The following is a 15,899-nucleotide window of genomic DNA, read 5'->3' as shown; positions in this document are numbered from 1 at the left end:
CTTCACCTCAGGCCGCAGAATGCGGCGATGGCTTGATAGGTTTCCGGCGTGCTGGTCAGCAGGAAGAAGAGGACGATCCACAGCCCCAGCAGGTAGTGCCAGTAGATCGCGCAGAGCTCCACGCTGGACGCCAGTCGCGACAGCGGAACCCGGCGCAGGAACCTGGCGCCGACTCTGCCCCAGGCCACCAGGCCTCCCAGCAGGTGCAGCCCGTGTACGCCGGTCAGCAGATAGAAAAAGCTGTTGGCCGGATTGGCGGAGACGAAATAGCCCCAGTCGACGAACTGCTTCCAGACCCAGAGTTGCCCCCCGAGAAAGGCGATCGCGAAGACACCGCCCAGGGCGAAGCCGAGGGTGGCCCCGTTCAATGCATCCCGCCGGGCGGCCAGCCGCGCCCACTGCAGGCTGATACTGCCCAGCACCAGCAGGAGCGTGTTCAGCCAGAGTTGCCGGGCACTGGCCAGCGGCGCCAGGGGCTCGGTCAGCGGCTGCCAGTCCGCCATTTGCGAACGCGCGATGAAGGCCAGCAGGAACAGCAGGAACAGCGAGGTCACCACCACCAGGAACATGCGCAGGCCCACTTTTGCGGCTTTCACCCTGTCGAGGCCTGCCGGTCCCCGAGAGTGGTCGGGGGGCTGGCTCCAACGGCCGCCGGCGCCGGCGCTTTCGGTATTTTTCAATAGCGGCCCGTTCATGGTCTTTCGCCCGCGATCCTGGCTTCTGCGCTGTGCTGCCTCATCTGCTCCAGCTCCTGGGCAGAAACCGTCTGTGGCACGAAGTCCTGCTCTATCCCGGGCACGCTGTAGTCATAGGCCCAACGGTGCACCACCGGCAGCTCCGGCCCCCAGTTGCCATGTACGGGCGGAGTGTCCGGCGTCTGCCATTCCAGGCTGGCCGCCCCCCATGGGTTCGGGCCCGCCGGCTTGCCTTTGAAGGCGCTCCAGGCCAGGTTGAAGAGGAACAACAGCTGGCATATCCCGACCGTCAACGCGACAACGGTGATGAACGCATTCAACTGCTGCGCCGATTGCGGGATGAAGTCGTAGTTCTGCCAGGCGTAATAGCGCCGAGGCATGCCCAACAGCCCCAGGTAGTGCATGGGGAAGTAGATGCAGTAAGTACCCAGGAAAGTTATCCAGAAATGCAGCTTGCCCAGGGTGTCGTTCATCAGGCGCCCGGTGATCTTCGGAAACCAGTGGTAGATGGCGCCAAATATCACCAGTATCGGCGCGACCCCCATGACCATATGGAAGTGAGCCACCACGAAGTAGGTGTCCGACAGCGGGATATCCACAATCACGTTGCCGAGAAACAACCCGGTGAGGCCACCGACCAGGAAGGTGACGATAAAGGCCAGGGCAAACAGCATCGGCACCGTCAGGTGGATGTCGCCATGCCACAGGGTCAGCACCCAGTTGTAGACTTTCAGCGCGGTCGGCACGGCGATGATCAAGGTGGTGGCGGCGAAAAAGAAGCCGAAGTACGGGTTCATCCCGCTGACGTACATGTGGTGCGCCCAGACCACGAAGCTCAGCACGCCGATGGCAATGATGGCCCACACCATCATGCGGTAACCGAAGATGTTCTTGCGCGCGTGGGTGCTGATCAGATCGGAGACCAGGCCGAACGCCGGCAGGGCGACGATGTAGACCTCCGGATGGCCGAAGAACCAGAACAGATGCTGGAACAGGATCGGGCTGCCACCCTGATGCGCGAGCTGCTGCCCCATGGAGATCACCGCCGGCATGAAGAAGCTTGTGCCCAGCAGCCTGTCGAACAGCATCATCACCGCGCTGACGAACAAGGCCGGAAAGGCCAGCAGGGCCAGGATCGAGGCCATGAAGATGCCCCAGACGGACAGCGGCATGCGAAACAGCGTCATGCCGCGGGTGCGTGCCTGCAGCACCGTGGTCACGTAGTTCAGCCCGCCCATGGTGGCGGCGACGATGAAGATCGCCAGCGATACCAGCATCAACACGATGCCCCATTCGGTCCCCGGGGTGCCCCGGGTGATGGATTGCGGCGGATAGAGTGTCCAGCCCGCCCCGGTGGGCCCGCCCGGGACGAAGAAGCTGGAAAGCAGCACCAGGACCGAGAGCAGGTAGAACCAGAAGCTCAGCATGTTGACGTAGGGGAAGACCATGTCCCGGGCGCCAATCATCAGCGGAATCAGATAGTTGCCGAAGCCGCCCAGGAACAGGGCCGTCAGCAGGTAAATGACCATGATCATGCCGTGCAGGGTCATCGCCTGGTAATAGGTGCTGGCATCCATGAACTCGAGGCTGCCGGGAAAGCCGATCTGCATGCGCATCAGGCCGGACAGCACCAGGGCGACGAGCCCCACGGAAATCGCCGTCAAGGAATACTGGATGGCGATGACCTTGTGGTCCTGGCTCCAGATATAGCGCGTGAAGAAGCTCTTCGGTTCGTGCAGGACTTCTGTTTCTGCATGCTCGACATAAGCCATCAGGTCATCCTCCGGTAAGTTTCGGAGCATTTCCGGCTAGTTACGGCGACTTGCCCGATTCCACCTTGCCGGCATCCGCGTCGACAGCAGCTTTCGACTTGATGAAGGCGATCAGGGCGTCCAGTTCCTTGTCATTGGGGGTAAAGGTCGGCATCACCGCGGCGTAACCCTTGACGATCGCAGCGCCGGGTTGGCGCACGGAATCCTTCAGGTAGCCCTCATCGACCTTGATCTGAGAACCATCGGCCAGGGTTTGCGTCTTGCCGTACAAACCCTGCCAGCCCGGGCCGATACCCTGGCTGCCATCGACGCTGTGGCAGGCCAGGCAACCCAGCGATTCGGCCAGCCGCTGTCCCTGCGCCGCCAGCTCATTCTGTGCGTCTGCAGGGCCTTGTTCTTTCTGCCCCACGGCACTCAGCGACTTGATGAAAGCCACCACGGCGGCCAGTTCATCTTGACTGAAAGTATAGGCCACCATGACCGGCGGATAGCCCTGGACCAGCCTGGCCTGCGGCTCGAGAATCGACTCCTTGAGGTAGGCTTCGTCGACCTGGACGCGGGTGCCATCGGCCAACTGCTCCGAGCGGCCGTACAGGTCCTTCCAGCCCGGGCCCAGGCTGGTGCTGCCGTCCTGGCTATGGCAGGCGCGGCAGCCATGGCTTTCCACCAGTTGGCGGCCTTTTTCCAGCAGGCTGTCCCGGCTCGGCATGGCAACGCTGGTCAGGGTCTGGGCAAAGGTCGGCTGGCTGGCGAACCATTGGTCGAAAGCGCCCTGCTCCTCGACGACCAGATGGCCGCGCATGTTGTAGTGGCCCAGGCCACAGTACTCGGCGCACAGCACTTCAAACTTGCCGAGCCGGGTCGGGGTGAACCAGAAGTGGGACACCATGCCCGGCACCATATCCATCTTCGCGCGCATCTGCGGAATATAGAAATCGTGCAGTACATCCTTTGCCCGCAGCAGGACTTTTACCGGCCGATCGATGGGCAGGCGCACTTCATTGTTCATGATCAGTACATCGTCCTGCCCGGCAGGGTCATTGCGATCAAGACCGAAGGGGTTGCCGGGATCGATCCATTTGACATCCGCCTTGCCGAGTTTTCCGTCACGCCCGGGAAAGCGAAACGCCCACTGCCACTGCTGGGCAACCACTTCGAGCTGGGTAGCCTCTTGCGGCACCTGGACGAAATCGTTGTAGACCACAAGGCCAGGCGCGAGCATGCCGATGATGCCCAATGAAGTGAGGATGACCAGCCACCCTTCCAGCTTCCGGCTTTCCGGCTGGTAGTGCGCCCGGGCACCTTCGCGATGACGGAAGCGAATCACGGCGATGGCCATGAACAGCGTGATGGCGATGAAAAAGATTCCGGTGATGACCAGGGTGATCAGCAGCGTGGTGTCTATCGACCCCCAGTTGGAGGCAGCCGGCGTCATGTGCCAGGGAGCAAGCAGGTGAAACAGCACCGAAGCGACAACGACTAGAACCAGGATGATTGCTATCGCCATTTTCTCGTCTTCCTGTGCCGGTTGTTCTGTGGCCATGCAAACGCAACGTCGCCCAACCGCAGCGCCACACCGATGCCTAACCCTCCTCCCAAGCCTGCTGGAACATTGCCTCTATCCCCGGGGCAAATCTTCTGAAAAGTATAGTGCGCCTCGTCGGACGTGCGCCGCCGGGCCCCGACACGACACAAGGCCAGGAGGTTGTGGCATTACCACGTCCCTTTCCCCTGATGGCCATCCCCAACACCTGCCAACCATGCTCAAATAGCCCCCGCGTTTTTTGCCACCCGCCACATCCGATCCGGAGCCGAACATGAAAAACACCGCCGCCCTGACCTTGGCCCTGATGCTTAGCCTGCTGTCGCTCCATGCCCAGGCAGAAGCGGTGGGCGATGCCGAGGCCGGTGGCAAGCTGTTCAAGCGCATCTGCGGTGGCTGCCACAATATCGGGCCTTCGGTGCGCAGCTCTTTCGGGCCGCAGCTCAATGGCATTTTCGGACGCACCGCGGGGAGCGTGGCGGACTATCACTACTCCGACGCGATGAAGTCCTCCGGCATCGTCTGGACCCGCGACAAACTGGTGGCCTACCTGGAAGATCCAAAAAAAGTGGTGCCCGGTACGCGGATGATCTTCTGGGGGCTGAGCGATCAGGAGAAGATCGATAATCTGCTGGCTTATCTGCAGAGCTTTCAGGCGCAACAGCCCTGAGTGACCTGACAAATCAAAGCGGCCCCAAATCCTCAACGTGCGCTTCGCGCCCGATCGCAGCCTGGCGGCAGCGGCTACAGGGAGCCGCGGTGCTGTTCAGGACGGGGCAACACCCACAAAAAAGCCCCGAACCAGTCGGGGCTTTTGCTATTGCCGACCCAGTATCAGGCCGCGATCAGGCGTTTATCAGAACACGTTGATCGGGTAGTCGACGAACACACGCAGTTCGTTACCGCTGTCGTTGTAGCCACTGGATTTCTGCGATACACGCAGGATCGAGCTACGCACCTTGACACTCAGGTCCTTGGCCGGGCCGCTCTGGACCACGTACTTGAACTGGTTGAAGATTTCGCGCTCGGTACCGCCGGTGGTGGTGGCGCCCTCACTGTTGGTGGCGGTGATGTTGTCACCACGCACATAGGCCAGGTTGTAGGTCAGGCCCGGTACGCCGAAGGCGCCGAAGTCCAGACCGTAGCCCAGCTGCCAGCTGCGCTCGTCTTCCGCGTTGAAGTCGGACCAGTAGGAGTTCGCCAGGTAGATGGTGTTGCCACCGTCGCCCACACGGTGCTGCTCTTTCTGGTAGCCGCCGTAGGCGTAGCCCAGGTTGCTGTCGCCGGTGCTGCGCTGGTGCGCCAGGGTGAAGGAGTGCGGGCCGGTGGCGTAGGTGGCTGCCAGGCTCCAGATCTTGTTGTCCTGGCCACCTGCTTCTTTGAACTCGGCGTAGGACTTGTCCAGCTTGGTGCGATAACCGTTGAAGTCGAAGGTCAGGGACTGGTCGGTGGCCAACGGGAACACGTAGTTCAGGTTCACGTACTGCTTCTTCAGCACGTCTTCGACGTCGGAAGCGTACAGCGAGCCCTTGAACTGTTCGGTGAACTGGTAGCTGCCGCCCAATACGTTGATCGACTTCAGGCCACCGCTGTCACGGCCTTCGGCGCTCTTGCGCGACTCGGCGGTGAAACGACCGGCGTTCAGCTCCAGGCCCTTGATCTCTTTGGAGGTGATCAGGGTACCGGTGTAGCTTTCCGGCAGCAGACGCCCATTGTCGTAGCTCAGTACCGGCAGGGCCGGCATCTGGTCACCGTAGGTCAGGACGGTGTTGGACAGGCGGAATTTGACCGCGGCGCCGGCCTTGGCCAGGTCGCCTGCCGGGCTCTTGTTGCCGCCTTCGCTTGGCTTGAAGAAGTCGATGCCCTGGCCGCCGCTGTGGCTGCCTTTATCCAGGCGCAGGCCGTACAGGCCGAAGGCATCGACGCCCACGCCGACGGTGCCTTGGGTGAAGCCCGACGAGAAGGTACCGATGGCCGCTTGACCCCACTCACGCTGGTCATCGTTACCGTTCTTCTTGTCGCGATTGATGTAGGCGTTGCGCAGCAGAATTTTCAGGCTGCTGTCTTCGACAAAGCCCTTGGACTCAGCCTGGTCGTTAGCCATAACTTGAGTACTGCTCAGAATCCCCAGTGCGATCAGACCGATCCGCTTGTTCAACATTTTATTTTCCTTATTACGGGTTGATGACGCGCTGTGGTGCTCCTTGGAAACGGCGCTTAGGCGCTCTTTTTTCAGGCCAAAACAAAAAGACCCACCCACGAAAAATCGCGGTGGGCCTTTTATTATTGGAAGGTCATGGCCGTTGGCCACAGGCGTTGGCGCGAATCCTATCCGCGCCCTGAACAGTGTGTCAATTTCAAGAATCGTCTGAAAATAGGCAAAAATCGTCTAAGAACTTAACGATCCTTGATGGCCAGTTGCACGGTATGGCTGTCGACGAACTGTTCGAAGTGCGTGACCTTGCCATCTTTCAACGTCCACAAATGGGCCACGCGGGCATTCAGCGGTTTGCCCGTGGCTTTATAGACGCCGCTGTAGTTGCCGTAGGCGAACACCTTGTCGCCCTCGGCCACATAGTTCTCGACAGTGAAGGCAAACCCCTCCCACTCGGTGGCCAGGCGCTTGAAGACATTCTCCACCACGGCATCGAAACCAACGTAGGTGCCGGCGTAGGGAAAACCTGCCGCTTCGGTCCAGCGCGCATCCGCAGCCAGGGCGGCGGCGGTGTTTTTCGCGTTCTCCTGGGAGTTGGCGCCTTCGTAAGTGCTTTTGATCAGTGCCAGGTTATCCATGGGCGACTCCGCAAATTAAGTGGGGGTTCAAAGGGCGCAACCGTTCAGACCACAGGCCTGCAGGCTAGGTGAAAGCTCGACCTCTGGCGAACCGAAGGCTTCGCTCAGCCAGGCGGCGAACGCCTGCGGCTTGCCCAGCCAGGGGCTGATATCGAGCAGCCTGAACTGACCGCCCTGCTCCAGCACCAGGGTCGGAAAACCCTGGCCACCGACCCGGGCCAACAAGGCACGGCTGGCCTTGATGTGCTCGTTCAAGCTGTTCGCCGCGGCGTACTCGAAGGCTTCCTCGAACTCGCCGCGCTCAAAGCCCAGGCCTTCGGCGAGTTCCAACAGAACATCGACATCGGCGATGCGGCGCCCTTCGACGTAGTGGGCCGTCTGCAAGCGCCCGAGCAACTCCAGGCCGCGCCCGGCGAGCGCCTGCGCCGCCAGTACCGCGGCAATCGGCGGGGCCGAATCGAAGACCGCCGAATGATCGCGCAGCAAACCTTCGAAGTAAGCCTCGCCGAACGGCTGTCCGGTGTATTCGGCAATGCGCCGGTCATGGGGCATGACGTAGTCGCGCAGTTGCGGCGAAACCTGCTGGCAGTTGCGCCCAGTCATCATGCCGCCGCCATGGGCCACCACCGGCAGCACTGCCTGGGCCGCCTGCACCAGCGGTTTGGCGCCGTAGCACCAGCCGCACAAAGGATCGTAGATGTAATGAAGGGTCGCTGCCGACATGCAAGGCTCCGGGACAAAGGCCGATAAATTCGATGGCGGCAGACTATGCCTGTGGCCCACGGCGAAAAACGCTGGAATGGCTTTTAGTCTGTTTCGGGAATCGGTCGAATCGGCCGTGTATCCACTGCATTTCAATCAAGACACAAATTGAAACAATCCGCCCAGGGAACTTTTCAAGAATAATTAACGAAAGTAAATAGCAAGCATTACCATTCGCGCCGACTGTTTCTTTCCCCTTCTGGATGCGTTTTTCCATGCCTGCCCCCTTCCGCCTGACTCCCCTCACCCTTGGCTTTTGCGCCTCGCTGACGGCCGGTTTCACCTGCGCCGCCCCGACCACCCTGCCGGCTACCGCCATCAGCGCGGAAGTCGATGCCGACGACCCACGGGTCAAGGAAGTCAGCACCGCGACCCGCACCGCCACGCCAGTGCGCTACGTGCCGCAAGCCATCGACTCGGTGAAGACCAGCAACCTGCTGGACTACGGCATCAACGACCTGGGCACGGCCTTGAGCGGCATTCCCAACGTCAGCAGCGGCGCCGACACCCGCTTCGACAGCCTGCGTATTCGCGGTTTCGACGCCAGCAACGACTTCTACCTCGACGGCGTCCGTGACGACAGCCAGTACGTGCGTGACCTGCACAACATCGAGCGCATCGAGGTGCTCAAGGGCCCGGCGGCGGTGCTTTACGGCCGTGGCAGCCAGGGCGGGATCGTCAACCGGGTGAGCAAGCTGCCGCAGTTCGGCCGCCACTCCAGCGTCGAAGTCAAAGGCGGCAGCGAAGACCTGCGCAGCCTGTATGCCGACCTCAGCGCCGACCCCAGCGAGAACATCAGCCTGCGCCTGAACATGGGCAACCAGGACAACAACAGCTTCCGCGACGGCGTCAGTGGCAGTCGCCAGCTGTTCGCGCCGTCCATGAGCTGGCAACTGACGCCGGACCTGAACTGGCTGGTGCAGTACGAGTACAGCCGCTACAACCGCACGCCGGACCGTGGCGTCCCGGGGATCGACGGGCGCCCGGCGGACGTGAGTCGCGACACCACGTACGGCGACCCGCGCGACTACATCGACGACAAGTCCCAGTCGCTGCGCTCCAAGCTCAGCTACGAGCTGAACGACAACTGGCAACTGCGCCATACCCTGAGCCTGTTCAAGCTCAACAGCGATTTCGACAACACCTACCAGACCGGCTACGACAGCCGCACCAAGCGGGTGAACCGCCAGCGCTGGCAGCAGGACCTGAACACCCGCAACCTCTACAACAACCTCGAAGTCGAAGGCACCTTCGATACCTTCGGCCTCGAGCACCGGGTGCTGACGGGTGTCGAGCTGGGCAGCCAGCGACGCGATCCGAAGCTCTATACCGCAGCGGCGGTCAGCGCCGGTGGCCAGGCCGTGCCGTCCCTGGACCCGTTCAACCCGGATAAAAACATGCGGCATACCGGGAAAATGGTGGCGTCCAGCTACAACCACAGCGAGGTGGAAAGCCGCGCCGTGTATGTCCAGGACCAGTTGCGCCTGAACGATCAGTGGCAAGTGCTCGCGGGCCTGCGCTACGACAACTTCAACGTCGAGACCCACAACAAACTGCTGGATATCAAGGACGACCGCGACAGCCACAGCACCAGCCCGCGCCTGGGCGTGGTCTGGACCCCGCTGGAGAACCACTCCTTCTACGCCTCCTGGAGCAAGAGCTTCTCGCCGGTCGGCGGTGGCCTGATCGGCATCACCCCCAATGCCAACGGCAACAGCAACGACCTGAGCCCCGAGCGCACCCGGCAGAAGGAAATCGGGGTCAAGAGCGACTGGCTCGACGACCGCTTCAGCACCACGCTCGCGGTCTATGAGCTGGAACTCTACAACCGTCGCAGCCGCAGCGTGGAAGACCCGAACGTGATCCTGTTGACCGGCCTGCAGCGCTCCCGCGGCGTGGAACTGACCGCCGCCGGCAAGATCGTCGGCAACTGGTCGATCCGCGGCGGCATCGGCCTGCAGGACGCGACGGTGGTCAAGAGCAACAACGGTGACGAGGGCAACCGGGTGAACAACGTGGCCAAGCGCAATGGCAGCCTGTTCGTGACCTGGAAGCCGGAAATGGGCTGGTACGCCGAGACCGGCCTGACCCTGGTGGGCGATCGTTATGCCGATAACGCCAACACCGTGATGCTTCCGGGTTATGGCCGCTGGGACGCCCTGGCCGGCTTCCGGCAGAAGGACTGGGACCTGCGGGCCGCGCTGAACAACATCAGCGACCGCACGTATTACTCCTCGGCCACCAGCGCCGGGCAGATCCAGTTCGGCGATCCACGCAGCCTGGTGGTAACCGGCACCTACAGCTTCTAAGCGAACAAACGCCCCGCCGTCCCGTAGGAGCGAAGCTTACTCGCGAAAAACGATAACGCGGTACCCCAGGCAAACCGCGCGTGCCCTTCGCGGGCAAGCCTCGCTCCTACGGGAGAAATCGCAGCGAATGGGTTGGCGCGGGCATTTTAAAAAGGCAAAAAAAAGCGCTGCCATCCGGGCAGCGCTTTTACCAATCCGTTGTTTGCTTATCCTTCCAGCACATCCCACAGCGCTTCGAGTTCGGCCTCGCTGAACAAACCAGCAGGGTAACGATCGAGGATCATCCGGCGCGGGTCGGTTTCCCGGACCTGTCGCGTTCCATTGCACTTCAACCATTGCGCCAGAACCTGAAGCGACTCGCTATTTATTGCGGAAGTCCGCTCGCTGACCCTATTCATTTCCAGCGTTCTCTCCCGGTTTGTGAGCGGCTAACTTATCCAAGGTTTATGACAGAACATCGCAGTTCCACCGGCCTCGGATTGACCTCGCGAGAGATACAAGAGCTATGCCAAGGTCCCGCAATTGCCAGCTTCCGGATCCAAAAAAACCCGCAGTCCATCAGGGCTGCGGGCTTGCCGGGCGACGCCGGATTGGATCCATGTAACCGCCCGTCAATCAGGCGTCACGGGCTGTTACAACAACACTCAAACCTTGTGCGGCGCCGGTTGCTGTTGGGTAAGGCAATGGATATTTCCGCCCCCCAGTAACAACTCGCGACCCGGCACCATCACCACTTCGTGTTGCGGGAACAGGTTCTGCAGGATTTCCTTGGCCTGGGCATCCAGGGGATCGTCGAAACTCGGAGCAATGATGCCGCCGTTGACGATCAGGAAGTTCACATAGGAACCGGCCAGGCGCACCGACGGATTACGCTCCTGGGTGCCATCCACCGGGTCGACGCCCGCGCACTCTTCTTCGGTGGCGTACAGCGGTCCGGGAATCGGCATCTTGTGCACCGTGAACGGGCGACCCTTGGCGTCGGTGCTGTCTTGCAGCACTTTCAGCGCCGCCTGGCAGCGCGGGTAGTTCGGGTCCTGCGGGTCGTCGGTCCAGGCCAGCAATACTTCGCCCGGACGCACGTAGCAGCAGAAGTTATCCACATGGCCATCGGTTTCGTCGTTGTACAGGCCATCCGGCAGCCAGATGACTTTATCCACCGCCAGGTTGGCGCTGAGCACCGCTTCGATCTCGGCACGGTTCATGTGCGGGTTGCGATTGCGGTTGAGCAGGCATTCCTCGGTGGTGATCACCGTGCCTTCGCCGTCGACGTGAATCGAACCGCCTTCGAGCACGAAGCCCTCGGTGCGGTAACGCGGGCTGCGCTCGATCTCGAGGATCTTGCCGCCGACCTGCGAGTCACGGTTCCACGGCGAATACAGGCCGCCGTCGAAACCGCCCCAGGCGTTGAAATCCCAGTTCACGCCACGGACTTCGCCCTGGTCGTTGATGACGAAGGTCGGGCCGGTATCGCGGACCCAGGCGTCGTCGCTGGACATCTCCACCAGGCGGATATTCGGCACGTCCAGGCGGGCCCGGGCGTTTTCATACTGGCCCGCGGAGACCGCCACGGTCACCGGTTCGAAGCGGGCGATGGCCTTGGCCACCGCTACGTGCGCGGCTTGCGCCGGCTTGCCGCCCAGACGCCAGTTGTCCGGGCGCTCGGGCCAGATCATCCAGGTCTGGGTCTGCGTCGCCCACTCGGCGGGCATGTAGAAGCCGTCGGCGCGAGGGGTACTGTGCAAAGTGGTCATGGGTTCAGGACTCCAGGGAACCGTCGAGGGTTTTGATCGCGCTGTACAGGTTCGGCCGACGGTCGCGGAACGAACCCCAGGCGCTGCGAATGTGTTCCAGCTCGTCGAGGTCGAAACTGTGGACAAGAATACCTTCTTCAGTCTCGTTCAGTTCTTCAACCTTCTCGCCGAACTGGTTGGCGATGAACGACGAGCCGTAGAAGGTGATGTCGTAGCCGTCCTGCTCTTCGTTGCCGATGCGGTTGCTGGCGATCAGCGGCATCAGGTTGGCGCCGGCGTGGCCTTGTTGCACCCGCTGCCAGTGGTCGCGGGACGAAATGCTCTTGTCGTGGGGCTCGCTGCCGATGGCAGTCGGGTAGAACAGAATCTGTGCGCCTTGCAGCGCCATGCTGCGGGCGCACTCGGGGAACCACTGGTCCCAGCAGATGCCCACGCCGATTTTCGCGTAGCGGGTGTTCCACACCTTGAAGCCGGTGTCGCCCGGATTGAAGTAGTACTTTTCGTGATAGCCGGGGCCGTCCGGGATGTGGCTTTTACGATAAATCCCGAGGTTGCTGCCGTCGGCGTCGATGATCGCGATGCTGTTGAAACGCGCCCGCCCGGCCAGTTCATAGAAGCTGATCGGCAGCACCACCTGCAGCTCCTTGGCGACTTTCTGGAAGTGCGCGATGGCCGCATTGCTTGCCACTGGGGTCGCCAGTTGCAGGTAGTCCGGGTTCGGCTTCTGGCAAAAGTACGGGGCCTCGAACAGTTCCTGGATCAGGATGATCTGCGCGCCTTTGGCGGCGGCCTCGCGGACCAGCTTTTCCGCGGTCTCGATATTGGCTTCGAGGTCCCAGGAACAGGCCATCTGGGTTGCGGCGACGGTAACGATACGGCTCATGGATCATCTCCTGGGCAGCAGCAAAGGACCGAGGGTGGCATCGGTCGATGACAAAAAAGGGAATGGTCAGGCGCGGCTTGAGCCTGTCCTGATAGGGATGACTTTATATCCGATAAAAATCGACTTTAAAAGCTTAAAAATAAACAATCAAAGAATTAATCCCTATAAACATCGATTATTATCGATATTTATAGAGATTAAGGAGTGTCAGTGCGGACGCTATCGCGAGCAAGCTCGCTCCTGCAGGGCATGCCTTTCTATGTAGGAGCGACCTTGCTCGCGATCCGAATACAGGGCATTCGAGTGGGGCCTAGAGCCCCTCCTCCAACACCTTGGCCAACATGTCGACAAAAAAATCGACGCTCTGGCGCGTGGTGACCATCGGCGGCTTGATCTTGAGGATGTTCAGGTCATCGCCGGTGGGCTGCATGAAGATCCCCAGCTCGCGCAGGCGATCGCACAGCAGGGCGGTCTCCTGCGTGGCCGGCTCCAGGGTCTGGCGATCGCGGATCAGCTCCAGGCCCAGGTAGAACCCCGAGCCATGCACCGCGCCCACCAGCGGATAACGCTCGATCAGGGCTTCGAGGCGCTGCTTGAAGTGGCCACCGACCACCTGGGCGTTTTCCCAGAGTTTTTCTTCCTGCATCACGTCCAGCACCGCCATGCCGATCCGGCAACTCACCGGGCTGCCGCCGGCCGAGGAGAAGAAATAACCTTCGGCCTCCAGCGCTTCGGCAATCTCCCGGCGGGTGATCACCGCCCCCAGCGGCTGGCCGTTGCCCATGCCTTTGGCCATGGTGATGATGTCCGGCACCACGCCCTGCTCTTCGAAGCCCCAGAAGAACATGCCCATGCGCCCGTAACCGACCTGCACCTCGTCGGCGATGCACACCCCGCCCTGGGCGCGGACCAGCGCATAGACCTGCTTCAGGTAACCCGGCGGCAGGGCGATGCCGCCGGCGTTGCCATACACCGGCTCGCAGATGAAACCGGCCAATTGGCGATTCTGCTCCGCCAGTTTGGCCAGGTTGTGTTCGACGCTGCGCACGTAGTCCGCGGTGCTGTCCTGGCCGCGGAACTCGCCGCGATAGGTATTGGGCGCGGTCACCGGATGCACCCAGTCCGGGCGGCTGCTCAGGGCCTGGGGGTTGTCGGCGATCGAGGTGGACACCGCATCCGCGCCCACCGTCCAGCCGTGATAGGCCTCCAGCACGCTGAGCAGGTCGCGCCCGCCGCTGTAGGCCCAGGCCAGGCGGATCGCCAGGTCGTTGGCCTCGCTGCCACTGTTGACCAGGAACACCCGGTCCATCGAGTCCGGCGCCAGCTCCAGCAAGCGCTCGGAGAACTCGGCAATCGCCGCGTAGTGGAAACGCGAGTTGGTGTTGAGCAGCGACCACTGACGCGCGGCCTCGGCGGCCATGCGCGGGTGGCCGTGACCGAGCACCGCGACGTTGTTGAGCATGTCCAGGTAGGAACGGCCCTGCATGTCGATCAGGTGGTTGCGCCAGCCGCGCTCGATGCGTGGCGGGTCGACGTAATAGTGCTTCTGCGAACGGGCGAAACTGGCATCGCGGCGCGCCAGCAAGGCTTGCGAGTCGAGCTCCGGCTCGGCGTCGCAGGCCAGGCCCAGCAGCGCCGCCGGCGACGGGCACAGCGCCTGCCATGCCGCGGCCCGCGAGGGCGTGCAGAACAGCGGCGGATCGAGCTGCGCGCCACGGCACAGCTGGACCTTGAGCCCGCCATCCACCGCCCCCAGCACCTGGCCTTTGACCAGCGCCGCGCCGGCATGCACCGAGGGCGTGACGCCCCACAGCCGCACACTCAATTGCGGGCCATCGAGGCGCAACGCACCGTCGGTGGCGCGGTGCAGCACCCCGGCAAAAGGCGCTTCGACCGCCGTGCCCGACGGCACCTGCAACTGCACGTGCAACGGGAAGGTGTCCGGCTCGACGGCACTGTCCGGGCAGGTCCGGGACAGGCGGTACTGCCCATAACGACTGGCCGCCAATCCATGGGCCGCCGCGGCCTGTTGCAACAGCCGGGTATCGATCTCCGGCTGCTCCCAGTTGCCGGCCTCGAAATGCGGGCTGAGCACGCCCAGGTCGATCAGGGCGAACTCACGCCCCACCAGGCCCGGCAGCAAGGGGGCGAAACCTTCGCTGGCGATGGCCGGCAGCGTCTGCCCTACCGCTCCGAGGATCGCCGCTTCCATCAATTCGAACGGCACCGAGGTGGCGACGCGGAAGATCTCCCATTCGTGGCTCAGGTTGTCGCGGCTGTACTGGTTGCCCGGGTCGATGCTCACCTGCTGTTCGCCACTGAGCACCAGCACCGCGGCGCGGGCCACGATCAGCGGCCACAGCGCCAGCAGCTCGGCCTGCTGCAGTGGATTGACCGCGTGATAAGCGCGGACCGCCGGCAGGATGCAGAACGGATCGCCCTCGGCATGGTGCAGCAGCGCCGCGCAGGTCACCGACAGGTCAGTGATGCGCCAGGTGCGGATCAGGTCGCCGAAATCGATCACCCCCTGTACCTGCCAGTGGCGCTGGGCGTCACGCTGCCAGACCACGTTGTCGTCGGTGATGTCCAGGTGGATCGCCTGCACCGGCAACTGCTCGGCCAGGCGCTGCACACGGCGCTCGGCCTGCTCGGCCACTTCGGCGATCAGGCGGCGTTGCTGTTCGTCGGCGATCACCGGCAACAGGTGATTGATCAGGCTATGGGCATGGCGCGCGTCCCATTGCAGGGTGCGTTCCAGGCCCGGGTGCTGGAAGTCCGCCAGGGCCAGGTCCATCTGCCCGCACAACCGGCCGAAGCCGGCTGCCAGCTCGGGGCCCAGGTGCTTGAGGTGGGTCAGCGGCTGGCCTTCGATGTAGTCGAGCAGGCGCACATGCAGCGCCTGGCCGTCGACTTCCAGGGACAGCAGGTCGGCGCCGTTCTTCGCCGGGATCACCCGGGGTACGTGCAGCTCGGGGTGGCTGCCCAGGTGCTTGAGCGCCGCATGTTGCGCCTGCAATTCCAGGGCGGCGTAGTCGCCACGGCAGATCTTCAGGACAAAACGCCCCCGGGGACTGTCGAGCCGGTAGTTGAGATCCTGCTGGCTGCCCAACGATTGCAGCGTGCCGCCAAGGCCGTAGTGCACTTCGAGCAGGTCCAGCGCCTGCTGCGGGGTGACTTGCGGACCGGGCAGACTGGCGCGGTGAATCAACGTGGCGAGCAACATGGAACGACCCCTGGAATTATTGTCAGATGCGTATATCGCCACCGCGCCAGGCGTTACGCAACCCCCCTGGCCCGGGCAGCCGACAAGGGCTTCACTGCTCCAGGGAAGGTAAACAGGATGCCAATACCCGGGCCAGACATCGGCGGCCCTTGCAGCGGCCGCTGGCTG

At 62.5% G+C, this 15,899-nt stretch carries 14 protein-coding genes; 3 read left to right on the top strand and 11 right to left on the bottom strand.

The window, feature by feature from the left end; translation table 11 throughout:
• Positions 1-2: 2 nt before the first annotated feature.
• Genes AC07PQ_RS13050 through AC07PQ_RS13040 form a run of 3 tightly spaced genes read right to left on the bottom strand, consistent with a single transcriptional unit; the run spans position 3 to position 3,974 of the window.
• Positions 3-695, bottom strand: coding sequence for a cytochrome c oxidase subunit 3 (locus AC07PQ_RS13050; RefSeq protein ID WP_009041737.1), 693 nt, complete (start codon positions 693-695; stop codon positions 3-5).
• Positions 692-2,467, bottom strand: a complete 1,776-nt coding sequence (gene ctaD, locus AC07PQ_RS13045) for a cytochrome c oxidase subunit I (protein WP_493185655.1) — start codon at positions 2,465-2,467, stop codon at positions 692-694. The genes AC07PQ_RS13050 and ctaD overlap by 4 nt, the downstream gene beginning before the upstream one ends.
• Before the next feature lie 40 nt (positions 2,468-2,507).
• Positions 2,508-3,974 carry a c-type cytochrome gene (locus tag AC07PQ_RS13040; RefSeq protein WP_493185654.1) on the bottom strand — a complete coding sequence of 489 codons (1,467 nt, stop codon included), beginning with the start codon at positions 3,972-3,974 and terminating at the stop codon, positions 2,508-2,510.
• A gap of 310 nt (positions 3,975-4,284) precedes the next feature.
• On the opposite strand from AC07PQ_RS13040, the gene AC07PQ_RS13035 reads away from it, so the two are divergent.
• Complete coding sequence (locus AC07PQ_RS13035) at positions 4,285-4,680, top strand: c-type cytochrome (RefSeq protein ID WP_007922553.1); 396 nt, start codon at positions 4,285-4,287, stop codon at positions 4,678-4,680.
• A 186-nt stretch (positions 4,681-4,866) separates the two neighbouring features.
• Here the strand turns inward: AC07PQ_RS13035 and AC07PQ_RS13030 are convergent, their stop codons facing one another.
• The 4 genes from AC07PQ_RS13030 to AC07PQ_RS13015 all read right to left on the bottom strand — a co-directional run bounded on the left by AC07PQ_RS13030 (position 4,867) and on the right by AC07PQ_RS13015 (position 7,782).
• Positions 4,867-6,171 carry an OprD family porin gene (locus tag AC07PQ_RS13030; RefSeq protein WP_007922539.1) on the bottom strand — a complete coding sequence of 435 codons (1,305 nt, stop codon included), beginning with the start codon at positions 6,169-6,171 and terminating at the stop codon, positions 4,867-4,869.
• A gap of 236 nt (positions 6,172-6,407) precedes the next feature.
• Complete coding sequence (locus AC07PQ_RS13025; RefSeq protein ID WP_493185653.1) at positions 6,408-6,803, bottom strand: nuclear transport factor 2 family protein; 396 nt, start codon at positions 6,801-6,803, stop codon at positions 6,408-6,410.
• Between the two features lie 27 nt (positions 6,804-6,830).
• Positions 6,831-7,526: a DsbA family protein gene (locus AC07PQ_RS13020; protein WP_493185652.1), complete on the bottom strand. Its 696-nt coding sequence runs from the start codon at positions 7,524-7,526 to the stop codon at positions 6,831-6,833.
• 43 nt (positions 7,527-7,569) lie between these two features.
• On the bottom strand, positions 7,570-7,782 hold the full coding sequence (locus tag AC07PQ_RS13015; RefSeq protein WP_157173137.1) for a hypothetical protein: 213 nt from the start codon (positions 7,780-7,782) through the stop codon (positions 7,570-7,572).
• Here AC07PQ_RS13015 and AC07PQ_RS13010 point away from each other — a divergent pair.
• Entirely contained in the window at positions 7,781-9,874 is a 2,094-nt protein-coding gene (locus tag AC07PQ_RS13010; protein ID WP_493185651.1) for a TonB-dependent receptor, read from the top strand. The two genes, AC07PQ_RS13015 and AC07PQ_RS13010, sit on opposite strands and share 2 nt — an antisense overlap.
• 206 nt (positions 9,875-10,080) lie before the next feature.
• Here AC07PQ_RS13010 and AC07PQ_RS13005 read toward each other — a convergent pair whose 3' ends face one another.
• From AC07PQ_RS13005 to aguB, 3 genes are all read right to left on the bottom strand, one after another.
• Entirely contained in the window at positions 10,081-10,272 is a 192-nt protein-coding gene (locus AC07PQ_RS13005) for a hypothetical protein (protein WP_009041729.1), read from the bottom strand.
• A gap of 246 nt (positions 10,273-10,518) precedes the next feature.
• Positions 10,519-11,625 carry an agmatine deiminase gene (gene aguA, locus AC07PQ_RS13000; RefSeq protein WP_150048480.1) on the bottom strand — a complete coding sequence of 369 codons (1,107 nt, stop codon included), beginning with the start codon at positions 11,623-11,625 and terminating at the stop codon, positions 10,519-10,521.
• Between the two features lie 4 nt (positions 11,626-11,629).
• Positions 11,630-12,508, bottom strand: a complete 879-nt coding sequence (gene aguB / locus AC07PQ_RS12995; RefSeq protein WP_087089627.1) for an N-carbamoylputrescine amidase — start codon at positions 12,506-12,508, stop codon at positions 11,630-11,632.
• Here aguB and AC07PQ_RS12990 point away from each other — a divergent pair.
• Positions 12,507-12,773: a hypothetical protein gene (locus AC07PQ_RS12990; protein ID WP_493185650.1), complete on the top strand. Its 267-nt coding sequence runs from the start codon at positions 12,507-12,509 to the stop codon at positions 12,771-12,773. The two genes, aguB and AC07PQ_RS12990, sit on opposite strands and share 2 nt — an antisense overlap.
• 45 nt (positions 12,774-12,818) lie before the next feature.
• Here AC07PQ_RS12990 and AC07PQ_RS12985 read toward each other — a convergent pair whose 3' ends face one another.
• Positions 12,819-15,731 carry an aminotransferase gene (locus AC07PQ_RS12985; protein ID WP_493185649.1) on the bottom strand — a complete coding sequence of 971 codons (2,913 nt, stop codon included), beginning with the start codon at positions 15,729-15,731 and terminating at the stop codon, positions 12,819-12,821.
• Positions 15,732-15,899: the final 168 nt, after the last annotated feature.

It is taken from the genome of Pseudomonas sp. GW821-FHT09E12, assembly GCF_059416085.1.
Note: the sequence above shows the minus strand (reverse complement) of the source record. Positions and strands in the feature narration are given on the sequence as shown.